At 62.3% G+C, this 26972-nt stretch carries 24 protein-coding genes; 5 read left to right on the top strand and 19 right to left on the bottom strand.

Annotated features, from left to right (window positions below):
* A complete protein-coding gene (locus NIBR502773_RS06555; RefSeq protein WP_065940541.1) occupies window positions 1–543 on the top strand; it encodes an exonuclease domain-containing protein in 543 nt (180 codons plus the stop codon).
* 64 nt (window positions 544–607) lie between these two features.
* A complete protein-coding gene (locus NIBR502773_RS06560) occupies window positions 608–892 on the top strand; it encodes a pyrimidine/purine nucleoside phosphorylase (RefSeq protein WP_027603886.1) in 285 nt (94 codons plus the stop codon).
* A 63-nt stretch (window positions 893–955) separates the two neighbouring features.
* Here the strand turns inward: NIBR502773_RS06560 and NIBR502773_RS06565 are convergent, their stop codons facing one another.
* Entirely contained in the window at window positions 956–1762 is an 807-nt protein-coding gene (locus NIBR502773_RS06565) for an MOSC domain-containing protein (RefSeq protein WP_141155686.1), read from the bottom strand.
* Between the two features lie 39 nt (window positions 1763–1801).
* The gene (locus tag NIBR502773_RS06570) at window positions 1802–2737 is read right to left on the bottom strand and encodes a chemotaxis protein CheV (RefSeq protein ID WP_027603884.1); all 936 of its coding nucleotides are present in this window, start codon (window positions 2735–2737) and stop codon (window positions 1802–1804) included.
* Window positions 2738–3287: 550 nt separating this feature from the next.
* On the opposite strand from NIBR502773_RS06570, the gene NIBR502773_RS06575 reads away from it, so the two are divergent.
* From NIBR502773_RS06575 to NIBR502773_RS06585, 3 genes are all read left to right on the top strand, one after another.
* Complete coding sequence (locus NIBR502773_RS06575; RefSeq protein ID WP_174557005.1) at window positions 3288–3737, top strand: hypothetical protein; 450 nt, start codon at window positions 3288–3290, stop codon at window positions 3735–3737.
* A 354-nt stretch (window positions 3738–4091) separates the two neighbouring features.
* Window positions 4092–4985: a sensor histidine kinase gene (locus tag NIBR502773_RS06580; protein WP_141157829.1), complete on the top strand. Its 894-nt coding sequence runs from the start codon at window positions 4092–4094 to the stop codon at window positions 4983–4985.
* Window positions 4982–5641, top strand: a complete 660-nt coding sequence (locus tag NIBR502773_RS06585) for a response regulator transcription factor (RefSeq protein ID WP_065940544.1) — start codon at window positions 4982–4984, stop codon at window positions 5639–5641. The genes NIBR502773_RS06580 and NIBR502773_RS06585 overlap by 4 nt, the downstream gene beginning before the upstream one ends.
* Here NIBR502773_RS06585 and yegS read toward each other — a convergent pair.
* The 17 genes from yegS to NIBR502773_RS06670 all read right to left on the bottom strand — a co-directional run bounded on the left by yegS (window position 5600) and on the right by NIBR502773_RS06670 (window position 26968).
* Complete coding sequence (yegS, locus tag NIBR502773_RS06590) at window positions 5600–6520, bottom strand: lipid kinase YegS (RefSeq protein ID WP_027603880.1); 921 nt, start codon at window positions 6518–6520, stop codon at window positions 5600–5602. The genes NIBR502773_RS06585 and yegS overlap by 42 nt on opposite strands.
* A 96-nt stretch (window positions 6521–6616) precedes the next feature.
* Entirely contained in the window at window positions 6617–7162 is a 546-nt protein-coding gene (locus tag NIBR502773_RS06595; RefSeq protein ID WP_141155687.1) for a hypothetical protein, read from the bottom strand.
* Between the two features lie 33 nt (window positions 7163–7195).
* Window positions 7196–7522 carry a hypothetical protein gene (locus NIBR502773_RS06600; RefSeq protein WP_065940546.1) on the bottom strand — a complete coding sequence of 109 codons (327 nt, stop codon included), beginning with the start codon at window positions 7520–7522 and terminating at the stop codon, window positions 7196–7198.
* Between the two features lie 24 nt (window positions 7523–7546).
* The gene (locus NIBR502773_RS06605; RefSeq protein ID WP_053133393.1) at window positions 7547–7855 is read right to left on the bottom strand and encodes a hypothetical protein; all 309 of its coding nucleotides are present in this window, start codon (window positions 7853–7855) and stop codon (window positions 7547–7549) included.
* An 11-nt stretch (window positions 7856–7866) separates the two neighbouring features.
* Window positions 7867–15642: a hemagglutinin repeat-containing protein gene (locus NIBR502773_RS06610; RefSeq protein WP_141155688.1), complete on the bottom strand. Its 7776-nt coding sequence runs from the start codon at window positions 15640–15642 to the stop codon at window positions 7867–7869.
* A 24-nt stretch (window positions 15643–15666) separates the two neighbouring features.
* Window positions 15667–16188 (bottom strand): toxin-activating lysine-acyltransferase, encoded by a 522-nt coding sequence (locus tag NIBR502773_RS06615; RefSeq protein ID WP_065940548.1) that lies wholly within the window; start codon window positions 16186–16188, stop codon window positions 15667–15669.
* Window positions 16189–16199: 11 nt separating this feature from the next.
* Complete coding sequence (locus NIBR502773_RS06620; protein WP_257228207.1) at window positions 16200–17945, bottom strand: ShlB/FhaC/HecB family hemolysin secretion/activation protein; 1746 nt, start codon at window positions 17943–17945, stop codon at window positions 16200–16202.
* A gap of 188 nt (window positions 17946–18133) precedes the next feature.
* Window positions 18134–18526 carry a DUF2802 domain-containing protein gene (locus tag NIBR502773_RS06625; RefSeq protein ID WP_092355175.1) on the bottom strand — a complete coding sequence of 131 codons (393 nt, stop codon included), beginning with the start codon at window positions 18524–18526 and terminating at the stop codon, window positions 18134–18136.
* Window positions 18527–19009 carry a chemotaxis protein CheW gene (locus NIBR502773_RS06630; RefSeq protein ID WP_005790025.1) on the bottom strand — a complete coding sequence of 161 codons (483 nt, stop codon included), beginning with the start codon at window positions 19007–19009 and terminating at the stop codon, window positions 18527–18529.
* 81 nt (window positions 19010–19090) lie between these two features.
* Window positions 19091–19885: a CheW domain-containing protein gene (locus tag NIBR502773_RS06635; RefSeq protein WP_141155689.1), complete on the bottom strand. Its 795-nt coding sequence runs from the start codon at window positions 19883–19885 to the stop codon at window positions 19091–19093.
* 2 nt (window positions 19886–19887) lie between these two features.
* Window positions 19888–20676 (bottom strand): ParA family protein, encoded by a 789-nt coding sequence (locus NIBR502773_RS06640; RefSeq protein ID WP_065924144.1) that lies wholly within the window; start codon window positions 20674–20676, stop codon window positions 19888–19890.
* 51 nt (window positions 20677–20727) lie between these two features.
* Window positions 20728–21615, bottom strand: a complete 888-nt coding sequence (gene motD, locus NIBR502773_RS06645; RefSeq protein ID WP_141155690.1) for a flagellar motor protein MotD — start codon at window positions 21613–21615, stop codon at window positions 20728–20730.
* 15 nt (window positions 21616–21630) lie between these two features.
* On the bottom strand, window positions 21631–22371 hold the full coding sequence (locus NIBR502773_RS06650) for a flagellar motor protein (protein ID WP_027603872.1): 741 nt from the start codon (window positions 22369–22371) through the stop codon (window positions 21631–21633).
* On the bottom strand, window positions 22371–23504 hold the full coding sequence (locus NIBR502773_RS06655; RefSeq protein ID WP_074847404.1) for a chemotaxis response regulator protein-glutamate methylesterase: 1134 nt from the start codon (window positions 23502–23504) through the stop codon (window positions 22371–22373). Before NIBR502773_RS06655 ends, NIBR502773_RS06650 begins: the two co-directional genes overlap by 1 nt.
* A gap of 48 nt (window positions 23505–23552) precedes the next feature.
* On the bottom strand, window positions 23553–25775 hold the full coding sequence (locus NIBR502773_RS06660; protein WP_141155691.1) for a chemotaxis protein CheA: 2223 nt from the start codon (window positions 25773–25775) through the stop codon (window positions 23553–23555).
* 11 nt (window positions 25776–25786) lie between these two features.
* Window positions 25787–26575, bottom strand: coding sequence for a protein phosphatase CheZ (locus tag NIBR502773_RS06665; protein WP_027603869.1), 789 nt, complete (start codon window positions 26573–26575; stop codon window positions 25787–25789).
* Between the two features lie 18 nt (window positions 26576–26593).
* On the bottom strand, window positions 26594–26968 hold the full coding sequence (locus NIBR502773_RS06670) for a chemotaxis response regulator CheY (RefSeq protein WP_160385018.1): 375 nt from the start codon (window positions 26966–26968) through the stop codon (window positions 26594–26596).
* Window positions 26969–26972 lie beyond the last annotated feature (4 nt).

The raw sequence follows: 26972 nt of genomic DNA on the forward strand, positions 1-26972 counted from the left end.
ATGCCTCATTGGCTGATTATTGACCTTGAAGCCACAACGGATGAAGGCGGCTGGCCCGTGACGGAGATGGAAGTCATCGAGATCGGCGCGAGCCTGGTGAACCGCCAGGGCCGCGAGCTGGACCACTTCCAGCGCTTTGTGCGGCCGCTGCGCCGCCCATTGCTCACGCCCTTTTGTCGCCAGCTGACCCATATCACCCAGGCAAACATCGACGGCGCTGCACCGTTCACCGAGGTGTGGCCGCTGTTCGAGCGCTGGCTGGGCCAGCATCAGGCGCGCCTGGAAGGCTGGGCCAGTTGGGGTGACTACGACCGCGTGCAGCTGGAGCTCGAATGGCAGCGCCATGGCCTGGCCAGCGCCATGGCCCCCACGCCCCATGTCAACCTCAAGCAACGCTTCGCCAAGGCCCGGCGCCTGGACAAGCCCCTGGGGCTCAATGGCGCCCTGCAATTGGCGGGGATGCAGTTCCAGGGCCAGCAACATCGAGCGCTGGAAGATGCACGCAACACCGCGCGCCTGTTACCGTTGATTTTGCCGGTCTAGGCAGCTTCCCTGGCCTTGGGCATACTGGCCGACCTTTCCAGACCCTTTTTCCGAGGATTCGCCCATGTTCAAAGTCAACGAGTACTTCGACGGCACCGTCAAGTCGATCGCTTTCGGCACCGCAGAAGGTCCGGCGACCATCGGCGTGATGGCCCCGGGTGAATACGAATTCGGCACCGCCCAGCGCGAAATCATGCACGTGGTGTCCGGCGCCCTGAGCGTCAAGCTGCCCGACGCCAACGACTGGGAAACCTTCGCCGCCGGCAGCCAGTTCAACGTACCGGCCAACAGCAAGTTCCAGCTGAAGGTCGCGGTGGACACCGCTTATCTGTGCGAATACCGCGGCTGATCGCTGCGCCGCAAAAAAAATGCCCGTCTCCTGGGAGACGGGCATTTTTTATGGGCCCATGGCTTATTCGAGGATGATCACCGGCATGCCCACTTCCAGGCGGCCCACGCCATCATTGACCAGGTTCTGGCCAAAAATCGCGCCGTCCTCCGTCTTGCGGTAGGCCTCCAGCGTCACAAAAGGCTCACGGTCGGGGCTGCGCTCGCCGGTGTGCGGATCGATGGTGGTGAGAATGCAGCGTGAGCAGGGCTTGACTGCGCGGAACTCCACATCCCCGATGCGCAGGCGCTTCCAGCCGTCTTCGGCGAAGGCGTCGCTGCCTTCGATCACCAGGTTGGGGCGAAAGCGCAGCATGTCCATGGGGCGGCCGACTTTCTGCGAGAGGTCGTCGAGGGATGCTTGTCCGATCACCAGCAATGGATAACCGTCGGCGAACGCGACCTGGTCATCATCGCGGCCGTAACCTGCCTGGGTGCTGCGCGCCCGCTCAAGGGGGATCTGCACCAGCCGCGTGGGCTTGCCGATAAAGGCGCTGACCCAGGCGGCGGCTTCGTCGCCGGCGTCCGGCACACGCAAGGTGTCGCGCCAGATGGTCACGCCACGTAGCTCGGCCGCACTGCCGGGCAGCGCCACGTCCAGCGGCGCGTAGCCAGGCGAACTCAGGGTCAGGCCACCGCTGCTGTTCCACAGCGCCGACAGTTGGCTCATCTTCGCCACGGCGCGCTGGGTGAGGAAACGCCCGCTGGCCTCATCCACCAGCATCCAGCGTCGATCGCCGTCCAACCCCAGTTTATCCAGGCCGACCTGTTGCAGGGTTTCGGCCTTGCCGGACTTCAAGGGGTAACGGTACAACGCGCTGAGACGAAGCATGGGCCAACATTCCTGAGGGGCAAAGCCGTCACCCTAAGGTCAAGCGGACGCTTCGTCCAGCATCAGGCGCTGACGTACCACATCCACCAGCTTGTCCGGCTGGAACTTGGACAGGAAGTTGTCGCAGCCGACCTTCTTCACCATCGAGTCGTTGAAGCTGCCCGACAGCGAGGTGTGCAGTACCACGTAGAGCTTGCGCAGGCGTGGGTCGTTGCGGATTTCGGTGGTGAGGCGGTAGCCGTCCATCTCGGGCATTTCGGCGTCGGTGAAGATCATCAGCAGCTTGTCGGTCATGACATGGCCGGCGTCGGCCCAGGCCTTGAGCATGTTCAGCGCCTTGAGACCGTCGCTGGCGATGTGCATCTTCACGCCCAGTTGGCCGAGGGTGTCGCGCAATTGCGACAGGGCCACGTTGGAATCGTCCACCAGCAGCACTTCGCGGCCACGGGCGCGTTCCAGCACCGGGTCGTCGAGTTTTTCGCGGGAGACCTTGGCGTTGTACGGCACGATCTCGGCGAGGACTTTTTCCACGTCGATGATCTCCACCAACTGGTCGTCGACCTTGCTGATGGCGGTGAGGTAATGCTGGCGCCCGGCGCTGGTCGGCGGCGGCAGGATGGCTTCCCAGTTCATGTTGACGATGCGGTCCACGCCACCCACCAGAAACGCCTGCACCGAGCGGTTGTACTCGGTGACGATAATGGTGCTGTTGGGACCCGGCACCAGCGGACGCATGCCGATGGCCTGGGACAAGTCGATCACCGGCAGGGTCTGGCCCCGCAGGTTGACCACGCCGCACACGAAGGGGTGGCGCTGGGGCATCAGGGTCAGCTTGGGCAGTTGCAGGACTTCCTGCACCTTGAACACGTTGATGGCGAACAGCTGCCGCCCGGCCAGGCGGAACATGAGGATCTCCAGGCGATTCTCACCCACCAGTTGCGTGCGTTGGTCTACCGTGTCGAGAATGCCGGCCATTAAGAGCTCCTGGTGTGCGCTGGAAAGTAATGCGCGAAGTGTTTGTGCAGTTAGCTTGTTATCGGCGGCAAACGCCGGACCTTGACCCCGGTAAAATGCCACGTAAATTCATTGATGTCACACTGACATCATGCTTTACTGCTGAGGCCTGTTCATATGGCGGTGCAGAGACATTGCGCGACACTCAAATCGACGCAAGGTTCCGCCATGTAAGGGATTCCCCTATACACAATCAGGCCCAACCTGATATTCGCAATATCTAATAGCCATTAATGTGACGCCATTCTCATTGCATGAATGGAGTCAGGCTTTTGTTTGCCATCCCCAGCCCTCGTCTTATGGGTTTTCCAGACGCTCACGTCGCGGCAACTGAAGGTGTGCAATCGAGCCCACTCACGAGGGCCACGCGCAGCCGTCGCCGTCATTCAAATAAACGTCCTACTGAAAACTCAGAAGCGACCTACAGATTCCCGTTATCTTTCAGCGGTAGTTTTACGCCATTCACCCGGTGCGACCTCTCATCACCCGACCTTATGTTGTGGAGACTTGCATGATGAACGACGGTAACGAGTGGCAACTTGCACTTCCTGAGTTCCTGCGCGAGGCTGAAAAGCTGCTCGCCAAGTCGGAAGAATGCCTGAGCCATCTGCATCTGATTCGCAACGACAGTGACGCCATCGACTGCATGAAAATCAGCCTGATCAAGCTCGCCGAAAAGGCCGATTGCCTGGCCCTGCAAGCGATCAGCGAGTTCTCGCGGCATATCCAGGACGTGATCGCCAACGCCGAAAACCCGTTGCAGTTACATGATCAAGCCCTGGGGGCCCTGCATGACTGCCTGACATTGCTGGCCTGGCAGTTGGAATTGATCGATGCAAAAACAGGCCAACTGACCCTGGATAAAGAAGAACAGACCAAGTTGATTGACACCGTCACCCTGCAAATTCCGCAAAAGGGTTTCAGTTACAATCCGCAACAACGTATGCATCATTTGTCTTGAGGCGCTCTCAGGTCGCATTCAAGCACGGGGTTATCTAAAAACGACAGCGCCAACTAACTCGCTGGAGCAAAATGGCGATTTAACATCAATTAGCTATTAACGATACAAACCCTTTGAAATAATACAACCTCACTTCATTAACGCCGGGATTATCATTCCCCGCGTTCTTGCGCGTTTAAATAGGCCGCTAGGCACGGCACCTGGCGACCAACGGTAAGAGTGGTGGTACTATGCCCCCGCTTGAAGTGACTCAACTTCAGCCTGCTTGAGAACGATTCAAGAACGTATTCCAAACAGAGCCCGGTCAGCCGCGACCGGTCTTCCCGCAGCGAACCTTCATTGGCTCCATCCGCTATGCATGCCAGCCTCAAGACATTCATCGCAAGGTCCGCGTCCCGCAGTAACGCACGCCGTTTGATCCTCGCCCTGTGCCTCGGCTCGCTGCTGCTGAGCCTGTGGGCCTACAGCCGCTCCGCGCCGCTCCCACTGCTGGTGCTGCTGCTCAACCTGGCCACCTTGGTGGTGGTTGGCCTGCAACAGTGGCGCTCGCGTAAATCCATCAAGTTCCAGCCCCAGGAGTTGGCCGATCGCCTGTTGCAAGTGCAGGAAAACGAACGTCATCGCCTCAGCCGTGAACTGCATGACGATATCGGTCAGTTGCTGACCGCCGCCAAGCTGCAAAGCGAATGGCTCAAGCGCCGCCTGCCGGAGGAGCTGCAAAGCCAGTGCACTGTGCTGTGCAACACCTTGAACGAGACCCTGGCCAAGGTGCGCGACGTGTCCGCCATCCTCAACCCCCGGCAGCTCGCCAGCCTGGGCCTGGAAGCCAGCCTGCGCGCGCACCTGCTCAAGACCCTGGAAAACACCCCGGTGCACTGGAGCCTCGAATGCCAGCAACGACTGACCGGCATCCCTGAAGAAATGGCCGTGGCGGCCTTTCGCATTACCCAGGAAGCCGTGACCAACATGCTGCGCCACGCCCAGGCGCGCAATCTGCTGGTGCGCCTGCAACGCCTGCCCGAGGGCCTGTCGTTGACCATCTGTGATGACGGCCAGGGCTTTTCGCCCGCCATCAACCCCGGCCTGGAAGGTCAACGGGGCATGGCTGGCATGTCCGAGCGCATTGACCAGCTTGGCGGTTCATTGTCCGTCAGCAGCCAACCAGGCAACGGCACACGGATCGACGCGCTTTTCCCCTGGGCACCCCGCACTCTCGAACGGGCCAGCGCCCCTAAGGTTATCGAGTGACCTGCACATTACTCCTGGTGGATGACCATGCACTGATCAGGGCCGGCGTACGTGCGCTGATCCAGGATATTCCCGGCTACACAGTGACCGGCGAAGCCAGCGATGGCGCGCAGTTGCTGGAGCAGTTCAATACCTTGCTGCCGGATATCGTGCTGTTGGACCTGTCCATGAAGCACACCAGCGGCCTCGATGCGCTACAGCAACTCAAGCGTGCGCACCCCAGGAGCAAGGTGCTGATCCTGTCGATGCACACCGACCCGGAGCTGATCATGTGCGCGCTGGAGGCAGGCGCCCACGGCTACCTGCTCAAGGACACCACTGCCAACGAGCTGGAACACGCGTTGCTGGCCTTGCGCAACAACGAGCGCTACCTGAGCCCGGCGATCGCCCATACCGTGATCAACCAGGCGCTGGTGCGCAGCCAGGAACCCGCCACGCCCGCACGCCACAGCCATAACCTCACGGCCCGCCAACTGGAAATCCTGCGCCTGATCGTGCGCGGCAAATCCACCCGCGAGATCGCCCACGGCCTGGGCCTGAGCATCAAGACCGTAGAAGCCCACCGCTCGCAAATCATGAAGCGCCTGCAGATATTCGATGTGGCGGGCCTGGTGTTATTTGCCGTGCGCGAGCAGATCATCAGCCTGGACGACTAGGGGCGAACCCACCGGCAGATGCACGCGCAGGGCCTTGGGCAAGGCCTCGAAGTGCAGGTCGTCACCTTCCAGCGGCTCGCCATCGAGGTTGATGTACAAGCCCTGCGCGACCTTGATGTTGACCCACGGCAGGCGTGCCCGCACGAACATCGCGTCCAGCTCCCAACCGTTACCCATCAGCTCGCGCAAGGTGCCCACCACTTCCTGGGGCGCCGGCAGGATACTGATGTCGAGCAAGCCATCGTCGGCCAATGCGCCAGGGCACAGCACATGCCCACCGCCCGCCTGGCGACCGTTGCCGATGCCCAGGGCGAGCAGCTCGCCCTTCCAGTGGAAATCCGGCCCGTCCAGCTCCGCATAGGCGGCCTTCAACTCGCTGAAGCGCGTCAGGCCGGTGAACAGGTAGGCGGCGCCACCGAGGACTTTCTTCAGGTCTTCGGAAGTATTGGCGGTGACCTGGCTGCCGAAGCCGCCGGTGGCCATATTCAGGAAGATTTGCCCGCCGACCTGGCCGAGGTCGATCGCACGGGGCGGCACATCCAGCAACGCCAGGGCCCGGGCGGGCTCCAATGGCACGCCGGCAGCCTTGGCGAAGTCATTGGCGGTCCCCAGAGGCATCAGCACCAGGCTGGCCTCACCCTTGGCCTGCGCCATGGCCTCGGCCACGTCGCGCAAGGTGCCATCGCCGCCGCCGGCAATGATGTGGGTGTAGCCGCCCTCCAAGGCCTCCTTGACCAGGCGCTTCGCGTCACCGCCCTCCCAGGTCACCCGTACCGCCAGCTCCCAACCCTGCTCGCGCCGCGCCAGCACGGCGCTGCGCACGTCCTCGTTGAGGGCCTGCTTGCCGTGGAGGATCAACAGTGCCTTGGGGGTGGTCATGGGTGGCTTACTCCTGGATTCAAAGGTGCTTGAAGGATGTGGACCTTGGGCAACCGAAAAAAAGCCATGAATATTGAAAATTAATCCAGCGACTGATTAGAGGTTATCCATCGCGTTGCACATCGACAGCTTGCCCTTGGACGCAGGCTCCACAGCGACCCATTGCTTGGCGCCCGCCGGCAGTTCATGCAACTGGATCGAACAATTGGCATACATGGACGCCTGCACCATGTAATCCACCCCGGGCCGAGGCACGAAGGCCATGCTGGCGGAGCATTGCCGGGAATATTGCAATTGCCCCAGGTAATGAAAGGCGATCGGCGTGTTCGCCGGCACCACCAATTCCGACGACACCGCAGCCGCCCACGAATAAATCGGCCCAGGCATGCCCAGACTTTCACCGTTGTGATCGGGGAAGCCCGCTTTCGTCGACGCCATCACCCCGGCGCCCGGCACGTTCCAGTCCAGGCAATCACGCCCCGGCACCGCGCGCACCAGACCATCGGTGATCAACCGCACGCGGGCGGTCTCGCCGGTCTGCGGTGCAACGTAGCCGGTGGACAGGGAGCGGATGTTCGCCACTTGGCCGCAGCCGGTCAGCAGTACCAGCAACGCCACGGGAAACACACGTAAAAGGCTCATCAGCAGTCAACTCGCAGAGGAATAAAGGGCCGCTTACGGCTGACGGCAATTCTGGTTGACCGACAGCTCTGGCGCCGGCTCGTACTTCACCTGCTGCAAGCCATCAGCGCCCTGGAAGATGAAGTACTTGATCCGGCAGTCCTTGAACATCGGCGAGTAACCTTCAGCCCGGAAGCCTTGGCCATCGACCTGCTTGGTCACAGCGTTGTTTCGGCTGACCACCGCGAGCACCTGGGCGTAGCTCTGGCCCATCTTCACCCCCGGCTCGCCGGTGACCGTCATCGACGAGGCGCAACCGCCCAGCCCTGCCACCGCCAATGCCAGCGCGACGCCGTACAGTCCATTGCGTAGATCGTTCATGCCTTGCTTCCTTTTAGTGATGGTTCAGCGACGGCCTTCGCACACTGGAGATTCGCCAATGCGGCCAAGCTTGCACAGATCCAGATTATCCTTGCGGGTAAAGCCAGCGTCCTTCATGCAATAGAAGTGCTTCAGTTTCTCATCGATTGAGCCGCCGCCCGTGCCCGCCACATTGGCGTACCCGCACGCGAGCATGCTGCTCTTGACGCCTTCAACCGACACCCCGCTCTTTTGCCAATAGGTAAAATCAGGCGGCGGAGGTTGAAAGCCCCTGCCCGTGCAGCCGGTCGTTAACACCGCGCAAAAACTTAACAGCAGACACCGACTGAACATGGCGTTCTTCCTCATGGTTTAACTCGAACAAAGTGTGAGACACCGTCGGGTGAATCCCGCCAGAAAGGCTGGCAGGCTGGTCCGCCATCGCCATAACAGTTGTGCACGGTGTTTTCGCCGCCCAGCACCTTCAGCCACTCCCATACACGAACGCTTCCCTCCGGGATCGTACCGCCTGTGCCAGCGTTAAACCCTACGCCGGGTGTTCGCGCAACGGGGTCGAAATTATGATTCTGGTACTGCAGCGCCATCGCCTCGCGTTGCTCCTCAGAACTGAACGTTGAGCGGTTCTGCAATATCCCCAACAGCGAGTCAGCCTTTTGCACCCCGTAGGCTGCACCAAAGAAGTTCATCGACGTCTGACCCAGAACGCCAGCGTTGGCCGGATCACGGGCCAATGATTCCATCGCACTGCCGGTGGTCAGCGTGCCCCGGCTGTGCCCGTCGATATGCAACCCGCTCTGACCGAACTGGACCATGTAGTCCTTGGTTTGCACGGTGGCATTGGATAAACCCCAGAAGTCATTTTCAAGGTTTTTCTGATACGCCGCGATCATCAGCTCGGACGTGAAATTGTTGGCTTTCTCAAAGTGGATCAAATATTGCGGCCCGGTATCGGCGGTGCTGTGCTGGTTAGCATATTTAGCGGCACCATCGATGTCGTTGAAAATGCCGTTGTTAGCGATATGCACCTTGCCGTCTGGCCCTTTCTTGAGGTGCTGTTTCTCTTCGTCGCTCAACTCGCGACGTTCAACCTTGCCGTCTTTATCAATCAACGCCTTGCCATCCTTGTCCTTCAAGACCTCATACACCCGCGCCTTCTCGATAAAGATCTTGCGATACGCCTCATCCGCCAACAACGAGACCTGATGATAGAACTCACGCTTGATCTCCTGCTCGGCCTCGACCTTGCGCCCCATTTCTGCCACATCCAGGCGCTCCACGGCGGCATGGGCGGCTTCGGTGTTGCGGTTCAGGTTGGCAATTGTCTGGTCGACAGTCATGCCGCCGACCACGCGCTGGCGCTCGGCGTTGGTGATCACCAGGGTACCGGCGCTGATCGCGCTGCGGGTGTCGCTGGATTCGGAGTCGGAATCCGAGCCATTGTTGAGGCTGTTGGCGAGCAGCGCCTTGGCCGTGCCCAGTTTGCCGTCGAGCATGTCCGAACTCAGGTCGACCCCTGACGTCTTGGCGCTGGCTTCGGAAAAGTTGTGGATGTCGGACACGGTCAGCGTACCGGTGGTCAGGCTGTTCTTACCGTCAGCGATGGCCTTGTCGGAACTGGCGATCACACCGCCCTTGAGGTCGGTATTGCCGCGCACGTTGATGTCGAAACCACCGTCGCCGGCGCGGATGCCCGATTGCTCGATCACGCTGGCAAAGTTGGACTTCTGCTTAGTGTTAGTCGAGCTGAAGCTCGCCGTAGCGGCGCCGGCGCAGACCGGCGGGATGCAGATACTGATACCGGCGCTCATGCTTTTCTGCTGGGAAGCAAAGGTGCTGGTGTCCTGCAGGCTCTCGATATTCAAGTCGCCACCGACGTCAGCCTTGACCTTGTCACCCGACACCACGGCGCCGCGAATCGTGGTGTCCTTGCCGGAAATCAGGCTGACCTGGTTACCCGCCGTCAGGTGGGTGTTGCTCCAGACCAGGTCGTTGCCATCGGCATTGCCGCGGCTCTGGGACGCCGAGGCATTGAAGCTCAGGCCATTTTTCTCGCCGCCAAAGGAGATGCCGATGCCAATGCTGCCGCTGATGCTTTTGTTGGTGCTGTGCTGCTCCATGGTGTTCTGGGCGCCCACCAGCAGGATATTGCCGTCGGCTTTCAACAACGCATCGTTGCCCGCCGTGATCTGGCTGCCCTGCACCGTCAGGTCGTTGTTGCGTGTGCCGCCGCTGGACACAATCGACACATCCCCGCCCGCCGCAACGGTCGAGCCGGCCGCGGTGCTGCCATTTTGTTCGCTCTTGCTCGAACTCTGGTTGGTGCCCAGGGAAATACTCAGGTTGATCCCGCCCATGGCGGCCGGATCAGCCGCCACCTGGGTATAGGCATCGCTGGCCGCCCAAGCGGTATTCAACGCCGCCAGGGTTTTCATGCGTTTGTCGTCGGTACGTTCGGCGGCCTTGTTCATGCGCTGGCCGGTCTGCACCGCATTCACGATCGGGTTGGTCAGGGTCAGGCTGACGCCCGTCTGCTTGAAGCGCTGCTCTGTCTGCATCGAGCTGAGGTTGCGCGCTTCGAGGATGTTGACCTCGGACGCGTCGATCGACACATCCCCCTTGGGCGCATTGACGTTACTGCCCACCTGGCGGTACTCGCCGCCCGCACTGACCAGCACATTGCCGTCAGTGGCGCCGATATTACTGGCCGCCGCCGTGCTCTGGCGCGAACGCTCCTCATTGGTCTGGCGCTGCGAGCCGATGGTGACGGCAATGGCGCCGCCGCTGAACATGCCGCTGGTTTTCACGTCTTTGGTATGTTCTTCGCTGAGGTGCTCGGTGGCGGCTTGCACCTTGATGTCATTGCCTGCCGAAAGCAGCGTCCCCGAGGTCGAGACCACATTGCTGCCGGTGATCGCAATGTTGTTGCCGGCTTGCAGCACCGTCTGTTCACCACTGAGTGTCGCCGCCTGTGCGCTGGTCTGGCTCACCGTATCGCGGGTGGTGATGGTCTTTTTAGAGAACATGCCGTTGCTGCCGGTAACCTTGTGCGCTTCATCGGCGCTGTTGAAGCGCTCGCCGGCCTCTACGTTAATGTCCCGCGCGGCGCTGACGACCACGGCGCCGGCATCACTGCCGACTTGCGCGCCGCGCACATTCACGTCACGCCCGGCCCCCAGGCGAATATCGCCGGCGCCTTGCACGGCGCTGCCGACTTCATTGCGCCCGGCTTCCTTGCGCCAATTGCTCCCGTCCCACTGGTTGGCCTGGGTATAGGATTCACTCACGGTGCTCAGGGTAATGTCGTTACCCGCCACCAACGCGGTCTTACCGCCCACACCGGTGTTTTTGACCTCGGCGCCTTGCAGGTTGATGTTGTTGCCGGCGGTGGCTATCAGGTTGGCCGCAGGGGCCGAGACATAGAGCCCGGCCACGCGCGACAGGCCGGTGCGGGTGCCCTGCTCGCTCTGGCTGTCGGTGGTGGTGGACCGCACATTCAGGTCATTGCCGGCACTCAGGGACAAGCGGTTGTTGGCGCTGATCAGGCCACCGATGTTGTTGATGTCCTGGCTGGCACTGAGCGCCACCTCGTTGCCCTGGATCCGGCCGCCGAGGTTATTGAGGTTCTGCACGCTGATGTTGACGCCATCGCGCCCGGACAGGCTACCGGCGTTGACCAGGTCACCGCGCACGTCGAGGTTCAACGTGCGTCCGGCCATCAAGGCACCGGAGCCATCCATGTCGCCCTCACGGACCCGCACATACACCTGCGGCACCAGCACCTGGCGGACTTCGCCACTGGCCAGGGTGACGTCCTTGGCCACCAGCCAGACGATGTCGCTGGTCAGCTGCGCCATTTGCTCGGCGGTCAGCGCCACACCCGGAATCAACTTCCACTGATCGGCCAGGGTCACGGCACTGTCGATCATGCCGCGATACTGCTCTTCGTCACTGGCGTAGCCGTCGACAAACCGCCGCCCGGTAAGTTGTGCCACCTGCTCGCGGATCAGCTTCTGCTCGTAGAAGCCATCACCCAGACGTTGCTGGGTCGCCGCCGGGTCAAGGTTCAGGCGTTGCAGCATATAGTCCGACGACAACCACTGACGGTAGTTGGCAAAACGCGGGTCGGTCTCCACCAGGTAGCCGGCGGTGCTGCCGGGGTTGGTGTGGAACAGGCTGCTGTTGGGCAGGTCCGGGTTGAAGCCACCGGTCCGGATCTGCTCCACCGCGCCAGCGGCATTCTGCTTGGTCAGTGCTTCGACCTGGCTGATCGGGCTGACGGCGTAGGTTCTGCCGACACCCGAGAGATCGCCGGTGCCGGCGGTGTTATCCGCGACCTTGGCCAACACCAGCGCGCCGACCTGCGTACCGGTGCCATTGATGGCCGCGTACTCGGTAAACATGGTCGGTGTCAGCTTGATCTGCTGAATCAGCGGTGCCGGCGTATAGGTGGTGACGCTGCGGCCCTGACGGTCGCGGCCCTTGCGCTGGATACGATAGAAATTACTCAGCGTGCCTTTATCAGTAGTGATGCGCTGGCCATCCACCTCGGTATTGATCACGCTGCCGACATTGGCGTTGAGGGCCTGACCAGCAATGATCCGGCTCTTGTCGTTGATTACCTGGTCGGCGATCAGGGTGAGGTTGCCGCCCGCCAGTAGTTGTCCGGGGTCGGATTGGGTAATCCGCGTTTCAGTCACCTCACGGGTGTAGTCGTAGCGGTTCCAGCGATCGTCATAGCCCTCCGGGGTGACCAGGTGCAGAACCTCATTGTTGTAGGTCGAGACCTGATCCGGCGTATAGCGGTTGGTGGAGCCAGACAGCTGGAACTCCTGCAGCACATCACGGGACGCCACCACCTGCTCGGTAGCAAAGTGCTCGTTGGTGTTGCGGATAACCCTGGCGTTCACATTCAGGCTGCCCAGCGCCTCGACGGTTGCACTGGCGTTATTCAATTCCTGCGCCTGGCCGCTGGCGTTGCCGTTGGTATCCAGGGTCGCCCCAATCGCTAAATCGCCGGCACTGAAGATCAGACCGTGCTCGCGGTTGTTCACTACCTGGCTGGCAATATCCAGGCGGTTGCGCGCTGCAACCGTCGCGGCAACACCGCCTTCGAGGGTGTTGTTCAGGGTCGCGGCGGCGATGGACAGGTGATCGCCGTAAATACGCCCGGTGCCCAGGTTGTTCAGCGTCGCGGTGTTGATCCGCGTGACCTCAGCGTCGATCAAGCCACGGTTATCCAGTTGGCTGCCCGCATTGACCTCGACCTGACGCGCGCTGATCAAACCGCTGGCGGCGTTGTCGAGGGCGTTGACGTTCAGGCGCAGCAGGTCACCGGCCTGGAAGCTGCCTTGGTTGGTCAAGCGCCCGCCGGTCTCTACCGTCAGGCCGCCGTTGGCCTGGAACAGGCCGCTGTTGACGAAGTCATTGGTCAGCCGAAACGTCAGGTCGCCCAGGCTCAAGGCCTTGCCGCTGCCGCTGTAACGGGCACTGTCGAGCAGCAGGGATTGCCCGGCAATCAGCGTGCCCGCCACGTTACTCACTGCCTGGCGTTTCTGGGCCAGGTCACGGTCGGCCACGGTCAGCGCACTGCCGGCGGAAACAATGCCTTGCTCGTTATCCAGGGTGCCGCTGCCGGTGATGCTCAGTTCCGCATCGGAGACGATCGAGCCGCCGCGGTTGGTCACGTCATCAGCGTCGATGGCCACCGACTGCCCCTTGACGCCTTGGTTGGCGCCCTGGGTCGAGCTGTTATCGACACGCGCAGCCGTAAGCGCCAGATGGCCGTCGGCACGCAACAGGCCCGCCTGGTTACTCACCTGCAGAGCATTGACTTGCAGGGTCTTGGCACTGCCGATAAAGCCCTGGTCGTTGAGCAATTGCCCGGCGCGCACCGTCACCGCAGCCTGGCCAAGAATGCCGCCGCGGGTGCCGGAATTACGATTGCTCAGCAACTGGCCATGGGTGTCCAGGGTCAGCGCCGACTTCGCCTGCACGGTGCCGCCGTCATTGTTCAGCACGCCACTGTCGACCGTCAGCGTATCGCTGGCATTGAGCATGCCCTGGCCGTTATCCAACTGCTGGCCGTGGGTGTCGATCAGCAACTGCGCGCCGGTCACCACGCCGCTCTGGTTGTTCAAACCCTGGGCGTTGACGGTCAAGGCTTTGGCGGCCTCAAGGCGGCCGCCCTGATTGTCGAGCTGTTGCCCGCGACTGTTGAGGATCAGGTCGGCGGCGACCGAACCGAGGGTGCCGCCCTGGTTGAGGATGCTGTCGGCATTGACCGTCAGCGTCTGTGTCGCCGCGACCGTGCCCTGGGCGTTATTCAACTGCCCGGCGTCGACGTCCAGCGCACCGCCGGCGGTGATCTGGCCGTTACGGTTATCGAGGCTGCCGCCGTCGAGGAACAGCTGCGCAGCCGTGACCAGCTTGCCCTGCTGGTTGTCCAGGTGCTCGCGAGCCGTGACGTGCAAGTCGCCGAGCCCGCCGGATTGCACCAGGCCATGCTGGTTGCCCAGGGTGTCGGCACTGACGTCGAGGCGGCCACCACTGGCGAGGGTGCCACGGCTGTTGTCGAGACTGTGCGAGACGGTCATGCGCATGCCCGCACTGCCGGTCTGCACCCACTTGCCGCCGACGTTGGACAGGTCCAGCGCCGTGGCGGTGATCTGCGCCGCGCCCACCTGCGCGGCATCGCTGAGCAAGGTTTGCTTGGCGTCGGCGGTCAGGCCCTGGCCGGCGGTGACGCGGCTGCGGCGCACATCGAGGTTGCCGGCGGTGCTGGTCAACGCCACGCTCTGGGCCGAGGTCTGGCTGTCACTGAGGTCGACCGTTGCGGCGGTGGCGCTCAAGTGTTGCGCCGCAAGGTTCTGCCCCTTGGCCGTCAAGGTGCCGGCAGACGTCAGGGTCAGCGAGCCGCTGCTGCCCAACTTGCCGCTGCTGTCGACGCCGGCGGCCAGTGCGGAACCGGCCTGGCTGCGAATCGCCGACTGCGCGCCGGTGGTGGTCAGGCGCGTATTCCCTTGGGCGGACACAATACCCTTGTTGTCGATATCCCCGGCAGCACTCAGTGCCAGGTCGCCCTGGGCAAACAGCGTACCGCTGTTGTCGATGCCCTTGTCCGCCTGGGCAGTCAGTTGGGTGGCGCTGCTGACCCGGCCGCTGTTCTCGATGCGGCCGTCGCTGCCAATCACCACCTCACCGGCGCTGGCACCGATCTGCCCGGCGTTACGCACACCGACGCCGGCACCGTTGCCCACCAGGGTGATCTTGCCGGCATACATGCCGCCCAACTGCGCCACATCGATGGCGACTGCGGGGGCGTCGGCCTGGGTTTTATCCGTGGCCCCCGCCTTGATGCTCAAGTCCTTCGCCCAGATCCCCGCGTTGACTTCAACCGTGCGCGCGATGATCTCGGTGTAGTCGGCCCGAGTACTGTCCATGCCATCGCCGCCGATGCTGACCTTGCCCCCGGAGACTTGATAGCCGCTGATCAGGCCGTTCTCGAACTGCGCGCGGCCCGTGGTCAGTGTCGCCCGGTCGGCGTTGATAAAGCCGCAACCGTCGCAGGCAATCCCGGACGGGTTGGCGATGACCACCTGGGCCTTGGAGCCTGCCACTTCGACAAACCCGCGCAATTGGCTGGGGTTGCTGGAGTTGACCTCGTTGAGGATCACCCGTGCACTGCCGTTGGCCAGCGCGCGGTTGCCTTCGATCCAACCGCCCAGTTGGGTCTGGCTGTTGGTCACGCCGTTGTTGAGGATCACGCCGCGCTTGTCCACATCGAACTGCGTATAGGTATTGCGCGACACCCCCGCCCCGCTCGGCGTGGTGATGTCCACCACGGGCGCGCCGTTGCCGGCGGCGCCAATCGTCGGGCGCTGACCGGCCGGCGCAGAACCGTCGACCACCACCTGGGCCTGCGCCGGCATCACCAGCGCGACCCAGCCCATCCCCACCATCAGCGCAAACCGCAGCGGTGTGAGGGTCACCACGGCGGTACCGGCCCGGGACACGGCGCTCGTGGTGCCGGGTGCCTTGCACGCACTCTTGACGTTCTCGGCCACCACCATCAGCAGGCCGCGAGCCTTGTTGAATACAATTCGAAATAGATGCTTATTCATGCAAGTCCTTTGCGCGGAGGCTGATCAGAGCGCGTCGCTGGGTAACGGGTGAGTGGCAAACCAGGCTTTCGCCTCCAGATCCAGGACGGCGATCCCCTGGAAATTCATGACGCGTAAACCGCGCTCATCGCCTCGGTGGTAAAGCGAACGGCAGATGCGATTGGGCCACAGGCGCCGACGTAACAAGCTCATGACACGCGGGGTGTGACCAAACGGCGCGACCCAGTCGTTGACCCAGGTGCGTTCGCCGCTGTTCCAGTCCTCCGGCGGCAGGCACACCGCCGGCTCGCGCAAGTAACGCGCTTCGGCCTCGGCACTGAGGTTCAGCCACGACAGGAAAAACACCGGGCGCCCGTCTTCGCTGATCAAAATGAACTGGCGCTGCTTGATGGCGGGCAGCAACAGGGTCGACAGGCTGTGCAACGGCGCATCCCGGTGTGCAGTGGAGTGCATCCACAGCCAGACCGCCGAGCCCAGCACCTGGGCTTCGTCGATGGGGCTGTCGGCCCGTTCGGGGGCCAGCACGTGCAGGGTGTCGTAGCGCATGGTGGTCTCCTTCAAAATGACCAGTTGGCGCTGAAGCCACTGGTCACGTCGGCGGTCTGGAACCCCTTGGGTTTTTCCAGGGGTTTGCCGGTGTAGAGGTCGTAGGAAAACTGCTTGTAGCCGCCGCGCAGGCCCACCACCGCACCGGCCAGGCGTCGCCCCGAGAGGTACTGGGTGGAGTGGCCGCCGACTTCGCCGTAGTCCACGCCCAGGTACAGCTCCTGACCGGTATTGGCCAGGCTCAGGCCCAGGTCGTTGCTGAACGTCCAGCCGCGCTCGGCGGACAGGATCTGCTCGCCGTCGAAGCCACGCACGGTGTAGCGCCCGCCAATCGAAAAACGATCCTGCGGGATCAGCGGCGTGCGGTTCCACTGTCCGCGCCAGCCGGCGATGTAGCGCAGCCGCTGCTCGCCCAGGGTGAACGGCAGTTGCAGTTGCGCGTTGGCGGAAATCACCTGCGAGCGCGAGGTGCCTTCGCCGTTCTCTTCCTCGGGCGCGCGCAACGCGTCACGGGCACCGGTGCCCCGGCGATAGCCGACGCCGAGGTCGAGGGTGCTGGCACCGATGAACTCACGGTGGTTGATCCCGGCCATCCAGCCCGCCATGCGCCGGCGCTGCAGTTCAATTTCGGTGTCTTCGATATAGTTACTGGAGGTGCGGCTCCAGCCGCCGACAGACACGGTGGTCTTGCGCACCGCATCGCGATAGATCACCCGCGACAGCTGGATTTCGTTGGTACGGCTGCGGCCACTGTAGGAATACGCTTGGTTAACCCCGGCAATCGTCTGGTGGTAGTCGTACTCGCTGGAGGTCAGGCTCAGTTGCCAATAGTCGTAGGGCACCGAGTAATGCACGGTGTGGCCCTTGGAACCGCGGTCGCCACTCTGGCCGCCGCCCAGGTCGTGGTTGAAGCTGATGTAGAACAGGTCGTTGAGGGTGGCGAGGTTGTCCAGTGACAAGGCGACGTTACCCTGGTACTTGCCGGTCTGCTTGCTGCCGGAGTCGTCCACCGACAAGCTGACCCGCACCGGTATGGCCTGCTTCCAGGCGATGACCACGTCGCTTTCTCCAGGCTGCGCGTCGTTGCCCTCGGCCGGGGTGATCTGCACATCCGCTTCGGCGGTGGGCACGCGCTTGAAGTTCTCCAGCGCCTGTTCGATATCGCGCAGGTTGAGCACGTCGCCGGCGGACGCGGGCATGGCGTTCCAATAGTGGGCGCGTGCGGAGGTGCCTTCGGCAAAACGGATGTGCTTGATCCGGCCCGGCACCAGCACCAGCGACAGGGTACCTTGGTTCAGGTCCTGGGCTTGGGCGAGTACGCGGGTGGTGATGAAGCCCTTGGCGATAATCGCGTTCTGGATGCGCTTCATCGTCAGGTTGATGCCGCCGGCACCGACGCAACGTCCTTGCACAGGATCATCGGCCGGGTTGGCGGCACGCAGGGCCCACTGGAAATCCTCGGACTGGTCGCCAGTGAGCACCACGCGGTCGATCTTGAAGCAGGGCGTTTCATTACGCGGCAAACGCAGGCCACCGGCGTTGTCTTGTGGCGCTTGCAGGCGTACGTCGGGAGACGGCTCCAACTGCTCGCGCTGGGCGCGCTCACGTTGTTGCTGCAACAGCAATTGTTGCGCAGGCGCCTGGGGCTCAGCCGCCAGCACCGCAATACTGGTAAAGAAACCAACAAAGGAGCAGGCGGCGACGCAAGATTGCAGCAAAACAGAGGGTTTTGTTCGAGAGAGAGCGTCGACAGACATTTCGCATCCTTGTGAATGAAACTTCCTACATGCGCAGGTTGGTCATCACAAAGACGTAAAAGTGCCATGGAAAAGCATGGCAATGTGACACATTCGACACAATCGGCCACCGCCGACACCCTTGAGCCTCAAGCCTGAAGGCTCTAGCTCAAGGCATACAGAGGTTTTTCAGGGTTTACACAGCGCAATCAGCTTTTGTGTAATTTACTCATCAACTGCGCCTCAGCCTGGGTCAAGCCACACGACTGGGTCAGTTCATCCACGGTAGCGCCCATGCCCACCAGCTTCGCCGCCTGGGCAAATGACAGGCTGGAAGGGTCACGCTGCTCGATCTGCGCCAGCTTGTCCGGCAACGGCGCGAGAATGGCGCGCAGTTCATGCACCTCGTCCCCGACCCTCACCGCACTCTGCTGGAAGTGATCGACCCGCTTGACCAGCTCCAGCACCCGTCGATCACGCACCGCATCGCGCTCGGCCTGCTGCATCGCCAACTCGCGCTGCTGGCGTATGTAGCGCAGCAGAAAACCCAGGGTCCCGGCCCACAACAGGGCCAGGACAATCACCGCGACCTCAAGGAACAATCAGATGCTCTCCAGTTCCGACCATTCTTCTTCGCTCATCATTTTGTCCAGCTCAACCAGAATCAACAGTTCGTTGTTCTTGTTGCACACGCCCTGGATGAACTTGGCCGATTCCTCGTTGCCCACGTTCGGCGCGGTTTCCACTTCCGATTGGCGCAGGTAGACCACTTCCGCGACGCTGTCGACCATGATCCCGACCACTTGCTTGTCGGCCTCGATGATGACGATACGCGTGTTGTCGCTGACTTCGACCGTGTCCAGGCCAAAACGCTGGCGGGTGTCGATCACCGTCACCACGTTGCCGCGCAGGTTGATGATGCCCAGCACATAGCTTGGCGCACCGGGAACCGGAGCGATCTCGGTGTAGCGCAGCACTTCCTGCACGCGCATCACGTTAATACCGTAGGTTTCGTTGTCCAGTTTGAAGGTAACCCATTGCAGGATCGGATCATCCAAACCTTGTGCGGACGCTGACTTGTTCATATCTCTGACCCCTTCAAATGCCGATGTAGGCGGCGTGTGTACTTCTTTTGGCCGCACACTCGTGCGGCCCTTGTTGTCCCATCAACTGCGTTTGTTCACCGGCATCGCTTTAACCGCACCGCTGGCGATCAACTCGGCCAGTTCGGCAACGTCCAGCAACGCGCACATGTGTTCGATCACGGTGCCTGCCAGCCAGGGCCGCTGGCCCCGATGGCTGCGCCATTTGATTTCATTCGGGTCCAGGCGCAGCGAGCGGCTGACTTGATGCACCGCCAGCCCCCATTCGTAGCCCTGCACCGAGATCACGTATTGCAAGCCTTGGCGGAAGTCATCGCGGTAGCGGTCGGGCATCACCCAGCGCGCGGTGTCCAGCACCTTGAGGTTACCGGCCTGGCTCGGCAGGATGCCCAGGAACCATTCCGGCTGCCCGAACAATGGCGTCAATTCCTGGCCTTCCAACGAATAGATCGAGCCCAGGCACACCAACGGCACCGCCAGGGTCAACCCGGCGACGTCGAACAGCAAACATTCAAATGGCTCGGCCGCCCAGGCCGGACGATCATCGCCACTCACCGGCGGTGGCGTGATGCTCGGTGGCAGGTGCACTTCCACGACCGGCTCGACCACCGCAGGCGCGACGGGCGCGACCACCGGGACGCTGACCGGGACGACGAGTGCATCGCGGGCCTGCTCTTCCAATACAGCCAACTGGAACTCATCCAGGCTGCTCGACGACGGCACTTCGACCGCCGGCTCCAGCACCAGGATAGGCTCCTGTAATTCTTCTGCGGTCGCGTCCTGCAGCAAGGCATCCAGGTAGGATTCCAGTGCCAGTTGCGGGCGGGTCTTGACCTTGAGTTCGACGGGACGGTTCATCATCAGGCCACCTGTGCCACAAGCTGCTGGGACAGCAGGTGCTTGAGCAACGCCCGGTAGGCCAGCACACCGCGGCTTTTGCCGTCGAACTGCGACGGCGTGAGCCCGGCACGGCTGGCATCACGCAGGCGGGTGTCCACCGGGATGTAGCCGTTCCAGATGGTCTCCGGGTAGGCATCGCGCAGGACGCGCAAGGTGCCCAGGGACGCCTGGGTGCGGCGGTCGAACAGGGTGGGCACGATGCTGTACGGCAACGCCTGTTTGCGCGAACGGTTGATCATCGCCAGGGTGCTGACCATGCGCTCCAGGCCCTTGACCGCCAGGTGCTCGGTCTGCACCGGGATCACCAGTTGCTGGCTGGCCGCCAAAGCGTTGACCATCAGCACGCCGAGCAACGGCGGGCTGTCGATGATGGCGTAGTCGAAGTCCTGCCACAGTTGCGCCAGGGTCTTGGCGATCACCAGGCCCAGGCCGCTCTGCCCCGGCGACTGGCGCTCCAGGGTGGCCAGCGCGGTACTCGACGGCAGCAGGGAAATGCTTTCGTTACTGGTGGGCAGCAGCAATTGCCCGGGCAGGTCGGCCGGTACGTTGCCTTTGTGCAGGAACAGGTCGTAGTTGCTGTGCTCCAGCGCATCCGGGTCGTAGCCGAAATAGCTGGTCATCGAGCCGTGGGGGTCGAGATCGACCACGACCACACGCTTGCCCGCCTCGGCCAGCAAGCCGGCTAAAGCGATGGAGGTGGTGGTCTTGCCGACTCCACCTTTTTGATTGGCAACTGCCCAGACTCTCATTCGGATGGTTCCTCCCGGTGGGCACGCGCGCGACCGAGACATTGCATAAGGTTATTGAGCCGGCGACGGAGAATTGACGGCACTCTGCTGAACCGGCGGCTTTGCAGGGGCCGGTGCAGTTTGTGTGCCAGCGCGCTTCAAGGCCGCATCCGGTGTTGCATTGGCGGTACCGGTGCCGGTCAGGCTACGGCGCACTTCCAGGTTTCGAGACACCACCAGCACCACCCGACGGTTGCGTGCGCGGCCTTCGAGCGTGGCGTTATTGGCCACCGGCTGGAACTCGCCATACCCCACCGACGCCAGGCGTCCAGGGTTCACGCCCTGCATCGCGAGCATGCGCACGATGCTTGCGGCACGGGCCGATGACAGCTCCCAGTTGGTCGGGTACTGCGCGGTACTGATCGGCACATTGTCGGTAAAGCCTTCAACGTGGATCGGGTTTTCAAACGGTTTGAGGATCGCCGCCACCTTGTCGATGATGGTGAACGCCTGGTCGCTGGGCAATGCATCGGCACTGGCGAACAGCAGGCTGGAATTGAGCTCGATCTCCACCCACAACTCATTGCCGCGCACGGTCATCTGGTTGGAGCTGATCAGGTCGCCAAACGCGGCACTGATGTCATCGGCGATGCTTTTCAGCGGATCACTGGTGCCGCCCACGCCGGCAGCGGTTTCGTCGCTGTCGTTGACCAGCGGCTTGGCCGGGGTCACGGTCTTGGGCCGCTCTTCGCCAACCGGGATCGGCTTGAGCGAACGGTCGGCGTCGTTGAACACGCCGATCAACGCCTGGGAAATGACTTTGTACTTGCCTTCGTTGATCGACGAGATGGAGTACATCACCACGAAAAAGGCGAACAGCAAGGTGATGAAGTCCGCATAGGACACCAGCCACCGCTCGTGGTTGACGTGTTCTTCAGGCTCGCGACGGCGACGGCTCATTGGCAATACTCCCCATCAATCCATGAAGCCCTGGAGCTTCAATTCGATGGAGCGCGGGTTCTCGCCCTCGGCAATCGACAGGATGCCTTCGAGCAGCATCTCGCGATAGCGCGACTGGCGCATGGCAATCGACTTGAGCTTGCTGGCCACCGGCAACAGCACCAGGTTGGCACTGGCCACCCCGTAAATGGTGGCAACGAACGCCACGGCAATACCGCTGCCCAGTTGCGACGGATCGGCCAGGTTGCCCATCACGTGGATCAGGCCCATCACCGCGCCGATGATGCCGATGGTCGGCGCGTAGCCGCCCATGCTTTCAAACACTTTGGCGGCGTTGATGTCGCGGCTTTCCTGGGTGTAGAAATCCACCTCGAGGATGCTGCGGATCGCTTCCGGTTCGGCGCCGTCCACCAGCAATTGCAGGCCTTTGCGCGAATAGCTGTCGGGTTCGGCATCGGCCACGCCTTCGAGACCCAGCAGGCCTTCCTTGCGTGCGGTGAGGCTCCAGTTGACGACGCGATCGATGCCACCGGCCAGGTCGACACGCGGCGGAAAAATGATCCAGATGAGGATCTGCATCGCGCGCTTGAACGAACTCATCGGTGACTGCAGCAACGCGGCGCCCACCGTGCCGCCAATCACGATCAGCGCCGCCGGGCCGTTGGCCAGGGCGCCCAGGTGACCGCCTTCGAGGTAGTTGCCGCCAATAATGGCGACAAACGCCAGGATGATGCCGATCAGGCTCAATACATCCATCAGAGGCAGGCCTCCACCAGATGCCTGCCGATGTCGTCCAGGCTGTAGACGGCGTCGGCCAGGTCAGCCTTGACGATGGCCATGGGCATGCCATAGATCACGCAGCTGGCCTCGTCCTGGGCCCAGATCGCACTGCCGCCCTGCTTGAGCAGGCGCGCGCCTTCACGGCCGTCGGCGCCCATGCCGGTGAGCACCACCGCCAGAACTTTGTCGCCGTAGGACTTGGCCGCCGAACCGAAGGTGATGTCCACGCACGGCTTGTAGTTGAGGCGCTCATCGCCCGGCAGGATTTTGATCGCGCCACGGCCGTCGACCATCATCTGCTTGCCGCCCGGAGCCAGCAACGCCAGGCCAGGACGCAGGATGTCGCCATCCTCGGCTTCCTTGACGCTGATGCGGCAGAGCTTGTCCAGGCGCTCGGCGAAGGCCTTGGTGAACGCGGCGGGCATATGCTGGATCAACACGATCGGCGCCGGGAAGTTGGCCGGCAATTGGGTCAACACGCGCTGCAAGGCGACCGGGCCGCCGGTGGAGGTGCCGATGGCGACCAGCTTATAGGCCTTGCGCTTGGGCGCAGGCGAATGGGCAGCCGCCGGTGCCGACGTTCGTACCGGCGGCGCGGCAGGCCGTGCAACCGGCGCAGGCGCCGGGCGGCCAAACGTGGAACCGGCAGGCGCCGCCGGCGCGGCCACCGGTGCCGGCGCAGGGGCTGGCGCGCTGAACAGGCTGCGGCGGTTGCTGCGGGAAATACTGTGGACTTTCTCGCACAGCAGTTGCTTGACCTTCTCGGGGTTGCGCGAAATGTCTTCGAAATTCTTCGGCAGGAAGTCCACCGCCCCCGCATCCAGCGCGTCGAGGGTCACTCGGGCGCCTTCGTGGGTCAGCGAGGAGAACATCAATACCGGGGTCGGGCAGCGTTGCATGATGTGCCGGACTGCCGTGATGCCATCCATCATCGGCATCTCGTAGTCCATGGTGATCACGTCCGGCTTCAACGCAATGGCTTGATCAATCGCCTCTTTGCCGTTGGTGGCCGTGCCGACCACCTGGATGCTTGGATCGGCGGAAAGAATTTCCGAGACGCGGCGGCGGAAGAAACCCGAATCGTCCACCACCAGGACCTTGACTGCCATAAACACTCCGTTAGGTGGGGCGGGCAATACCGCCCTGCCCCACCAGAATCAAATACGCCGAGCGGCGTAACGCTTGAGCATGCTCGGAACATCGAGAATCAGCGCGATCCGACCGTCACCGGTGATGGTCGCGCCCGACATGCCCGGGGTTCCCTGCAGCATTTTGCCCAAAGGCTTGATGACCACTTCTTCCTGGCCCACCAGTTGATCGACGACAAAGCCGATACGCTGGGTGCCCACGGAGAGGATCACCACATGGCCTTCGCGCTGCTCTTCATGGGCGGCCGATGCAACCAGCCAGCGCTTGAGGTAGAACAGAGGCAACGCCTTGTCCCGCACGATCACCACTTCCTGGCCGTCGACCACGTTGGTGCGCGACAGGTCGAGGTGGAAGATCTCGTTGACGTTGACCAGCGGGAAGGCGAATGCCTGGTTGCCCAGCATCACCATCAGGGTCGGCATGATCGCCAGGGTCAACGGCACCTTGATGACGATCTTGGAGCCCTGGCCCTTGGTCGAGTAGATGTTGATCGAGCCGTTGAGCTGGCTGATCTTGGTCTTCACCACGTCCATGCCCACGCCACGGCCCGACACGTCGGAAATCTCGGTCTTGGTCGAGAAGCCGGGGGCGAAGATCAGGTTGTAGCACTCGGTGTCGGTCAGGCGGTCGGCGGCGTCCTTGTCCATCACGCCGCGCTTGACCGCGATATTGCGCAGGATGGTCGGGTCCATGCCCTTGCCGTCATCGGTGATCGACAGCAGGATGTGGTCGCCTTCCTGCTCGGCCGCCAGGATCACTTTGCCGCCACGGGACTTGCCCGAGGCCTCGCGTTCTTCCGGGGTTTCGACACCGTGGTCGACAGCGTTGCGCACCAAGTGGACCAGCGGGTCGGCCAGGGCCTCGACAAGGTTCTTGTCGAGGTCGGTTTCTTCACCCACCAGTTCCAGGTTGATCTCTTTCTTCAGCTGGCGCGCGAGGTCGCGAACCAGGCGCGGGAAGCGACCGAAGACTTTCTTGATCGGCTGCATGCGCGTTTTCATCACCGCGGTCTGCAGGTCGGCGGTGACCACGTCGAGGTTCGACACGGCCTTCTGCATGGCCTCATCGCCACTGCTCAGGCCCAGGCGCACCAGGCGGTTACGCACCAGTACCAGCTCGCCGACCATGTTCATGATGTCGTCCAGCCGCGCGGTATCGACCCGCACGGTGGTTTCGGCTTCACTGGCCGGTTTTTCCGCGACCGGCGCCGCAGCGGCACGCGCTGGAGCCGGGGCAGCAGTCGGCGCAGGCGCAGGCTTGGCGGCGGGCGCGGCGGCTTTGGCGGCAACCGGTGCCGCCGTGGCTGCAGCAGCGGCCGGGGCGACTTCGGTGAACTTGCCCTTGCCGTGCAGATCGTCCAGCAGTGCTTCGAATTCGTGATCGGAGATCAACCCATCGTCCGCAGGCTTGGCGTCGGCAACGGGTGCTGCCGGGGCTGCGGCCGTCGCAGCGACGGCCGGCAAGGCATCGGCCGCGAAGGTGCCCTTGCCATGCAACTGGTCGAGCAACGCTTCGAATTCATCGTCAGTGATGTCGGTGCTGGCAGAAGCGGCAGGCGCATCCGCAGCACCGGCGGCGGCACTGGCAGGCGCCACGGCGTCGGCGGCGAACTGGCCCTTGCCGTGCAATTGATCGAGCAGGGACTCGAACTCAGCGTCGGTAATGTCCTCGCTGGTCGGCGCGGCAGCCGGGGCAACCGCCGCCGGCGCTTCGGCCTCGGCCTTGACGGCACTGAGGGAGTTGAGCAGTTGCTCGAACTCGCTGTCCGTCACATCCGCTTCAGGCTCCGCCACCGGTTCCGGCTCGGGCGCGGCTTCGACCACCGGCGCTGCCGAGGTATCGGCCGGCTCCGCATAGCGCGCCAGGGCGGCCAGCAGTTCCGGAGTGGCTGCGGTAATCGGGGCACGCTCGCGCACTTCGCTGAACATGCCGTTGACCGCATCCAGTGCTTCGAGAATCACGTCCATCAACTCCGAATCAACGTGACGCTCACCCTTGCGCAGGATGTCGAACACGTTCTCGGCGATGTGGCAGCACTCCACCAGCTCATGGAGCTGGAGGAAGCCGGCGCCCCCTTTTACAGTATGAAAACCGCGAAAAATTGCATTGAGCAGGTTCGCATCATCCGGGCGGCTTTCCAGCTCGACCAGTTGTTCGGACAGTTGCTCTAAAATTTCGCCGGCCTCTACAAGGAAATCCTGAAGGATCTCTTCATCGGCGCCGAAGCTCATGTGGGTGCTCCTTAGAAGCCTAAACTGGATAACAGGTCATCTACGTCATCCTGACCTGACACAACGTCTTCACGTTTATCGGCATGAATCTGCGGACCTTCACCCTTGGCGAGATGTTTTTGTGGATCTTTTTCAGAGAGGATCGCTTCGCGGTCATGTTCGATGCCGGCAAAACGGTCGACCTGGCCGGCCATGAGTACCAATTTGAGCAGGTTGCTTTCCACTTCGGTGACCAACTGGGTCACACGCTTGATCACCTGACCGGTCAGGTCCTGGTAATCCTGGGCGAGCAGAATGTCATTGAGGTTGCTGGAAACCATGCGGTTTTCCTGCTCGCTGCGTGACAAGAACCCTTCGACCCGACGGGCCAGCTCACGAAACTCTTCCGCACCGACTTCACGGCGCATGAAGCGGCCCCAGTCAACGCTCAGGGCGTGGGCTTCCGTGGCCATGCCGTTGACCAGGGGCGTGGCGTTTTCCACCAGGTCCATGGTGCGGTTAGCCGCCGCCTCGGTCAGCCTGACCACATAGGACAGGCGTTCGGTGGCGTCGGTGATCTGCGAAATCTCTTCGGCCTGGGGCATGTGCGGGTCAATCTGGAAATTGACGATCGCGCTGTGCAGCTCGCGTGTGAGCTTGCCCACTTCCTGGTACAGGCCTCGGTCACGGGTCTGGTTGAGCTCATGGATCAACTGCACCGCGTCGCCGAACTGGCCTTTTTCAAGGCTGTCAACCAACTGGTGAGCATGCTTTTTCAGGGTCGACTCAAAGTCTCCCTGTGACGTTTCTTTATGCTCCATAGCTCCCCCGCGATGGCATCAGCCGTGGATGCGTTCGAAGATCTTTTCGATCTTCTCTTTCAAGGCCTGTGCAGTGAATGGTTTGACCACGTAACCGTTGACCCCGGCCTGGGCGGCTTCGATGATCTGTTCACGCTTGGCTTCGGCGGTCACCATCAACACGGGAAGGCTGCGCAATTTTTCGTCGGCACGCACGTGGCGCAACAAGTCGATGCCGGTCATGCCCGGCATGTTCCAGTCCGTTACCAGAAAGTCGATGCTCCCGCTGTTGAGGATCGGAATCGCCGTAAGGCCGTCATCCGCCTCGACCGTGTTTGTGAACCCAAGGTCACGCAACAGGTTTTTTATGATCCGCCGCATCGTTGAGAAGTCATCAACGATGAGGATTTTCATGTTC

The organism is Pseudomonas sp. NIBRBAC000502773, from assembly GCF_006517195.1.
Classification (GTDB): domain Bacteria; phylum Pseudomonadota; class Gammaproteobacteria; order Pseudomonadales; family Pseudomonadaceae; genus Aquipseudomonas; species Aquipseudomonas marginalis.